Annotated in this window: 6 protein-coding genes; 4 read left to right on the forward strand and 2 right to left on the reverse strand. The window is 46.6% G+C overall.

The features are described from left to right. The 4 genes from VIP81_RS26365 to katE all read left to right on the forward strand — a co-directional run. Positions 1–779 (forward strand): hypothetical protein (locus VIP81_RS26365; RefSeq protein ID WP_331968306.1); only part of this gene is annotated, 779 nt, incomplete at its 5' end. Between the two features lie 18 nt (positions 780–797). Beyond that, positions 798–2,021 carry a WcaI family glycosyltransferase gene (locus tag VIP81_RS26370; protein ID WP_331968309.1) on the forward strand — a complete coding sequence of 408 codons (1,224 nt, stop codon included), beginning with the start codon at positions 798–800 and terminating at the stop codon, positions 2,019–2,021. 30 nt (positions 2,022–2,051) lie between these two features. Beyond that, positions 2,052–3,437 carry an undecaprenyl-phosphate glucose phosphotransferase gene (locus VIP81_RS26375; RefSeq protein ID WP_331968312.1) on the forward strand — a complete coding sequence of 462 codons (1,386 nt, stop codon included), beginning with the start codon at positions 2,052–2,054 and terminating at the stop codon, positions 3,435–3,437. A 13-nt stretch (positions 3,438–3,450) separates the two neighbouring features. Beyond that, complete coding sequence (gene katE, locus VIP81_RS26380; RefSeq protein WP_331968315.1) at positions 3,451–5,643, forward strand: catalase HPII; 2,193 nt, start codon at positions 3,451–3,453, stop codon at positions 5,641–5,643. A gap of 272 nt (positions 5,644–5,915) precedes the next feature. Here katE and VIP81_RS26385 read toward each other — a convergent pair whose 3' ends face one another. After that, entirely contained in the window at positions 5,916–7,859 is a 1,944-nt protein-coding gene (locus VIP81_RS26385; RefSeq protein ID WP_331968318.1) for a lectin-like domain-containing protein, read from the reverse strand. Next, positions 7,856–8,136 (reverse strand): hypothetical protein (locus VIP81_RS26390; RefSeq protein ID WP_331968321.1); only part of this gene is annotated, 281 nt, incomplete at its 5' end. The genes VIP81_RS26390 and VIP81_RS26385, both read right to left, overlap by 4 nt.

Genomic DNA, 8,136 nt, shown 5'->3' on the forward strand with positions numbered 1-8,136 from the left:
TCACCAGTAACTGGCAGGGGCTCCTGGATGTATTGCTGGTGAAAACGAAAGACGATGGTACGGTGGGAAATGAGGATATACAGCCTAACCGGCCGGGTGATCACCGGGGTATTATAGAAGCAGGTGCTGATTGGGAAAATGATCAGCTGGCATTACACCTGTATAATCAAACGCCTTTTGAATCCGGTCAGGGCATTGATATCCGCAACATTGACCGGCTGCTGGGGATTACTTATATCAATAAAAGGGCGGGTCGATGGTTGGAAAAAGTGACGGCGGAGTTTATGTACACCAAACAATCCAACGATTTCTTTTTGCTGCGATTGCGGGAAAGCTATTATAACAACGGCGTATACCTGACGGGGTGGGATTACCAGGAGCGTATTATTGGTACTCCATTGTTTATTGATCGTAACAGGGGGCAGCAATATTTCCCGGATATGAAGCCGCTGAACTGGGATGCGCCAAAAGATTCACTCCGGGGGCGGGGAGGAAACATTATTAATAACCGCGTAACAGGCGGGCATATCGGTTTGCTTTATCATCTCACAAAAAAAATAACGGGCAAAACACTCATTACCTACACGCAAAACTACGGCACGTATACCAACACGGCCAATTTTACGCCTATGAAACGGCAATGGTATACGTTGGAAGAAGTGCATTACCCGCTACCGGAACAGGGAATAACGATTACTGCTGCCGTGGCCCTGGATCATGGGGATCTGACCAATAACACCGGGTTTATGCTGGGTGTATTGTGGCAGTGGAAGAAATGAGATTAAAATATAACGTATATGGGTAAACGAATATTACTGATAGGCGGGAATTTTTCACCGGAGCCGACGGGGATCGGGAAGTATAATGGTGAAATGATCAGCTGGCTGGCGGATAACGGGTACGACTGTACGGTAATTACCACTTATCCTTATTACCCGCAATGGCAGGTACAGTCGCCTTACGACCGTACAAAGAACTGGTTTAAGAAGGAAGTGCTGGGAAATGTAACAGTATACAGGTGTCCGCAGTACGTGCCGGCCACGCCATCCGGGAAAAAGAGAATGTTGCAGGATGCTTCTTTTGCAGCAGCAGCTTTTGTAAAGATCATGCAGCTGGTATGGAAAAAGAAGTTTGATGTGGTGATCACCGTAGCACCACCTTTTCATCTGGGCTTATTGGCAGTGTTGTACAAAAAGCTCCGGGGTGCATCGTTTGTGTATCATGTGCAGGATCTGCAAATAGAGGCTGCGCGGGATTTACAGATGATCAAATCGAAGCGGCTGATCGGTTGGCTGTTAAAACTGGAGATGGCGATTCTGCGTAGGGCCGATCACGTTAGCAGCATTGCCGATGGTATGATCCGGAAAATAAGTGATAAGACAGGGGGAGAAGTATTATTGTTTCCTAATTGGGTAGATGTGACAAAATTTCATCCGCTTACGGATAAGGGGGCTTTGAAAGAAGCCTTTGGATTTTCCGCCACTGATAAAATTGTGTTGTATTCCGGTGCTATCGGGGAAAAGCAGGGGCTGGAAGCCTTGCTGCATGCGGCGGCAGCCTGGCAGCATCAGCCGGAGATCCGTTTCTTGATTTGTGGTTCGGGGCCTTACAAAACAAGATTAGAGCAACTGGCGGAGCAGTTACAGTTGAGCAATACAGTTTTTCTGCCGTTGCAACCTGCCGCGCAGTTTAATAATTTCCTGAACATGGCAGATGTGCACCTGGTCATACAAAAGGCACATGCCAGCGACCTGGTGATGCCCTCCAAGCTTACCACTATTCTGGCAGTAGGCGGAATTGCGTTGATTACAGCCAACAGCGGTACAGGGTTACATGAGCTGGTAAGCCGGCATAATATGGGCATACTGGTAGATGCGGAAAACCAGGAGGCTTTGCAAACAGGGATTGGCAGGGCTGTGTGGGATAATACGACTGAAATTGCCAGCAATGCCCGCGCCTATGCGGCGGCGCATCTTTCTGTTTCGGGTGTGATGACGCGCTTTAAAGAACAGGTGGCGTAGCGCTTTTATTGAACAACCATATTCTTTTTTATGCTGAACCGGTATCTTAAAATTTGCAGTATCCAGTTAATTGCACTGGATTTTATTTGTTTGAATGTGTTGTTTTTCCTCAGCAGTTCATGGTTGCAGCGATATGATCGCATGCAGGATATCAGTGTGGATATTTTCCTGGTGGTGTCTAATCTCTCCTGGATGACGGCGCTATATACGACAGGTATTTATTTTCTGAGTCAACAGTTGTCTTTTGATCGTATTGCGCGGAAAACGATACAGAGCATTTTGCTGTACCTGTTGTTATTGTTGCTGTTTTTGTTTCTTTCCAAACAATTGTATTCGCGCCTCTTTATTCTTATTTACTGTAGCGGATTTATCACCATGGTGCTGCTGGGACGCTGGTTGTTTTACCGGGTCACCAGTCATATCCTGCATCGCAACGGTGTAGAGAAAAAAGTGGTCATACTGGGCTATAACGAGCTGTCCAAAGAATTGGCCAATAAACTACTGGAGGATAACAGTAACCTGAAATTTGAAGGGTATTTTGAGGAATACAGCAATGTACATGAATTGTCGTACTACCCGGTAATTGGCAACCTGGAAGCCTGTGTGCCTTATGCACAATCCAATAATATCCGGGAGATTTATTCTACCCTGTCGCCGGAAAAATTTCCTTACCTGTACACCCTGGCAAGGGAGGCAGAACTGAACCTGATCCATTTCCGGTTTGTGCCGGATTTTAAGTTGTTTGTCAACCGACAGATTTTTGTGGATTACTTCAATAATATTCCTATTATTTCTTTGCGTGCAGAACCGCTGGATGATATTGCCAACCGGATTCGTAAACGGGTCTTTGATATTGTATTCAGCAGCCTGGTCATCGTGTTTATATTAACCTGGCTGATCCCTTTACTGGCATTGCTCATTAAGCTGGAATCGAGGGGCCCTGTGTTTTTTATACAGTATCGTACAGGTCGTAATAATATGAACTTTCCCTGTTTGAAGCTGAGGAGTATGTATGTGAACAATGATGCCAATTCCAAACAGGCCACCCGGCATGACAGTCGTTTTACGAAGATAGGACGCATTCTGCGCAAGACCAACCTGGATGAAATGCCACAGTTCCTGAACGTTTGGATGGGCGACATGTCGTTTGTGGGGCCGCGGCCTCATATGCTGCGCCATACGGAAGAATTTTCCCGGGTGATTCAGCAGTATATGATCCGACATTTTCTGAAACCCGGTATCACTGGCTGGGCGCAGGTAAGCGGTCTGCGTGGGGAAATTACGGAAGAATCACATCTGCGTAAAAGAATCGAACACGATATCTGGTATATGGAAAACTGGTCGGTATACCTGGATCTGCGGATTATATTTTTAACGATCCGGAATACGGTGAAGGGAGATGAAAATGCGTTTTAATCATTGATTTGCCATGGTATGGTTTGTGCGACTGGAGGTAGTCTACCTCATCATTAAAATCACCAAAACCATGGCAAAGAAAAAATCAACAACTACCACCGGTAAACTCAGTAAGAAAGCAGAGAACCTTGCTCCTTATACAGAAGAAGGAGTCGATCAGTTTCTGACCACCAACCAGGGGCTTCGTATTAATGATAACCAGAACTCTTTGAAAGCGGGTGAGCGGGGCGCTTCTTTACTGGAGGATTTTATTTTAAGGGAAAAAATTACCCACTTTGACCACGAGCGTATACCGGAAAGAATTGTGCATGCACGCGGAGAAGGTGCGCATGGATATTTTCAGGTGTATGAATCGATGGCGAAGTATACAAAAGCAGGTTTTCTGCAGGACCCCACTAAGCAAACGCCTGTGTTTGTTCGCTTTTCAACAGTGGCAGGTTCCCGCGGATCTACAGACCTGGCGCGTGATGTGCGTGGTTTTGCCGTAAAATTTTATACAGACGAAGGTAACTACGATTTAGTCGGTAATAATGTGCCCGTGTTTTTTATACAGGATGCCATGAAGTTTCCGGACTTTGTACATGCGGTGAAACCGGAACCACATAATGAAATACCACAGGCGGCTTCTGCGCATGATACCTTCTGGGATTTTGTGTCTATTGCGCCGGAAAGTATGCACATGATTATGTGGGTGATGAGTGACCGTGCTATTCCGAGAAGTCTGCGAATGATGGAAGGTTTTGGTGTACATACCTTTCGTTTTATCAATGCGGCCGGCAAATCCTGTTTTGTAAAGTTTCATTGGAAACCTGTACTTGGTGTACATTCCGTTGCCTGGGATGAGGCGCAGCAGATTTCTGGAAAAGATGCGGACTTTCATCGCAGGGATTTATGGAATGCAATTGAGGCAGGCGCTTATCCGGAATGGGAGTTGGGTGTACAGATAGTGGCAGAAAAAGATGAGCATAAATTTCCGTTCGATTTACTGGATCCTACTAAATTGATTCCGGAGGAGGTGGTACCAGTGATGCGCATTGGTAAGATGGTACTGAACCGCAATCCGGATAATTTTTTCGCAGAAACGGAGCAGGTAGCTTTTCATCCGGGACACCTGGTACCTGGTATTGACTTTACCAATGACCCGTTGTTGCAGGGCAGGTTATTTTCTTATACAGACACGCAGTTATCGCGTTTAGGCAGCCCTAATTTTCATGAGATTCCCATTAACAGGCCAGTGGCGCCGGTACATAACAATCAGCGGGACGGGCATATGCGCCAAACCATTAACCGTGGAGAAACGGCTTACGAGCCTAATACCGTCAGCAATGGTTGTCCTTTCCAGGCGAAGGTAAAGGATGGGGGTTTTACTTCTTATGAAGAAAGAATAGATGCAAAGAAAATCCGTGGCCGCAGTGATAGTTTCTTTGATCACTTTAGCCAGGCCACGTTGTTTTATAATAGTCAGTCGGCCGTTGAAAAAAATCATATCGTCAATGCCTTGCGTTTTGAACTGGGCAAGGTAACCCGACCGGATATACGTATTCGTATGGTAGGGCTATTAACGCAGGTAGATGCCTCGTTGGCCAGCCGTGTAGCGGAAGGCCTGGGTATAAAGGTACCCGCCAAACCTGCGGTGCCGATGAACCAGGTGCGGCCTGCAGATGCCGACGTGAAAAAATATGAACCCCGGAGCGTGAAGCAGCAGGTTACAGTTTCTCCTGCGTTGAGCATGTCCAATACTGTTAAGAATACGATTCTCTCCAGGCAAGTGGCCTTCCTGGTAGCGGATGGTGTTTCCGGGGCAGATGTGAATAAAATGAAAGCCGATCTGTTGGCCGCCGGCGCCCAGGTGCAGCTGATAGCTCCCCGGTTGGGGAAAATAAAGGGGATAGACGGAGAAGCGGATCAATCCTTTCTGGGCGCAGCTTCGGTCTTATTTGATGCGGTGTATGTACCTGGTGGCGCTGCCAGCGCTGCCACTCTGAAAAATGACGCCGCAGCGCTGCATTTCATCAATGAAGCGTTTAAGCACTGTAAGGCAATAGCTGTGAGCGGGGAAGGGATCGACGTACTCCGGGAAACATATTTGCCGGATGGCAAAAGGGAACCGGGCCTGCTCATTGATGCCAGCAGCAAGGATTTCATTAAAGCCATTGCGCAACATCGTTTCTGGGACCGCGAAACTGGCCCTGGCATTCCTGCATAAGCACATCAGTCATGAAATGTTGGTAACCTGCGGGATAGCGGTCTGTTTTATATGCGGTTCGACATGTATCTTTGCCACTTGTTACTTTAACAGTGTAACAGTTGTAGGTTATGAGATGACTGGAATAATCCTATCCCGGGTCCAAATAAAAAAAGGCGGTGCGTAAGCGCCGCCTTTTTGTTGTGTGGCATTGTCATCATTCATCAGTTTGCAACAGGATTACTTTTCCGTGAGTGTTTTCCATTTTTAATGACCTGCTCTGTAAGCGGCTGTTATCGTATAAGCGTTACCGTTCCTTTCCTGCTGAATCGTTGTCCCATATAGTCTACTCCCTGTACCATCCACACATAAGTATTGGCAGGGGCGGGGTGACCATTGCAGTTGCCGTCCCAACCATTGAGAGGATCTGTAGTCCGGAATATTTCCTGTCCCCAGCGGTTCCATACGCAGAAGAAGTCCAGTTTAGGTTGCCCGGCAAGTATAACGTGAAAAATATCATTGCGTCCATCATTGTTGGGGGTAAAGGCATTCGGCACAAAAAAGGCCGGACCATCATTCACCTTTATATTGATGGCGTCTTCATCATGACATCCCTGTGGGGAAGTCACCGTAAGATGATAGGTTTGGCTTTTATATATAGTGGCTATGGGGTTAGGTATATTAGGATTGGACAATCCAATGGCCGGTGACCAGCTATATTGTAACTGGTTATCTTCCCATCCCGGTTGTAGTTGGAGCGCCTTTCCGCTACCGATAGTCGTGTCGCGGCCGGCATCCGCATATACCGCATATATGTTAATGGGAACGTCTTTAATGGCTGACGGGCAATCATCTTCGCTGATGGCGTATAGCTTTGCAGGATAGTACCCAATATCTTTGTAACTATAAGCGGCATTTTGCTGAAGTTGCGTTTCGCCGTTGCCCAGGTCCCATTGCCATTTTTTTATGGGAATATCAGCTGTATTATTAATGCCCCGAAGATAGGTGGTAGCTCCCAGGCAAACATTTTCGATGAAGCCGCTTACCTGTGGCGTATTCCCTATCAGTATTGATTTGCTGGTAGCGCTGGCGCAGCCCTGTGTGGAGGTTACTTTCAGTTGTACTTGCCGGGAACCTGGCGTGGTATAGGGTAGCAGCGGTTTAGCACCGACGGAGGTGGTGCCGTTGTCCCAGGTCCATTCCCATTTTTGTAAAATACCTGCAGTAATGGTGGTACGATCATTCATATAGATGTCATTGCCGAGGCAGGCGTGATCTGGTCCGAAGTCAACTACAGGGGACGTGCCAATACTAAGCGGCGCCTTCAGGGTATCTGATTTGCAACCACTGTTATCTTCAATTACCAGTTTTATTTTGTAATCTCCTGCATTGGCATATATATGTGCAGGAGGAGTTGGCATAACAGAAAAGGTACCGTCTCCAAAATCCCACCACCATCTGGTAATAACACCAAAAGAAGTAGATTGCTCATTCACCTGTATTGGAGCACCACTACAGAACAGTTGTTTGGCATCAAAAATAAATTCAGGTCGTAAGGCCGCGCAAAATTGTTGCTTGTTGGAAGCGCCGCCTGTAGAGCCGGCAAAACCCCAGAAAACATTGGGGTTGCCGCTAAAAATATCCTTTACCAGGTCTTTGTCTAGCGTAAGTCTTAGTTGTTTGTCTACGCTTACTTCCATATGCTTCGATGCTGCCTTCCATTGAATGCGGAAGAGGTGCCACTGGCAGTCCTCTATGTTATCCTGACTTTTGATGGCGGTTACCGGTCCGGCCAGATTGCCACTGCTTTTGTGGTCCGACAGTCCATTCATCTGTATGGCCAGGTGGTCATAGGGAGGGTCATTCCTATCCGTATTCTGCCAGGTATCTATTAGTACCCCCAGAGAAGGGGAAATACCCTCAAATCCCAGTCCGCCTCCGCTACTACCGAGATTGGTGCCTTTGGTCTGCAATATAAATCCGATACCATCTGCTCCACTTGCATCCTTGCAACCGAGGTTTACATCAAATACATAGTCGAAATCCTGGCTAAGGTCAATTTTATTTTTATTCCAAACGGTGCCGCCGCTGGTTTGCTGATCCGGCGTAAGTACATAGCAGTTACAGTTGCGCTGTGTGGCAGCACCATTGAGTATATAAGGCGATGACGTTTGAGCAACTGACAGGAAACCAGTTAACGGTTGCAGGCTGCTGAACAACAATAATATTTTTTTCATAATAGGATAGCGGGGAGTGTGGGCGATTTCGTTTTTATCTCGCTTAAGAAAAGATGTCTGGCTGCCGGGCAAATAATAATGGGGTCAGCGTCAATCGAAAAGCAGATCATTAAAAACTCCTGCTCAATAGCGTTTGAATAAAGATTTATACGGCCGTGATGATACGAATCAATGGATCCGGAATAACCCAATATATGCCCGCCAGATAGTCCGTTTTTGTTTACTGTTAGTTTATTTTGATCAGTAATTTCAATGTGAGATATATCTCTTATAGAAA

The organism is Chitinophaga sp. (genome assembly GCF_036566945.1).
Lineage (GTDB): Bacteria > Bacteroidota > Bacteroidia > Chitinophagales > Chitinophagaceae > Chitinophaga.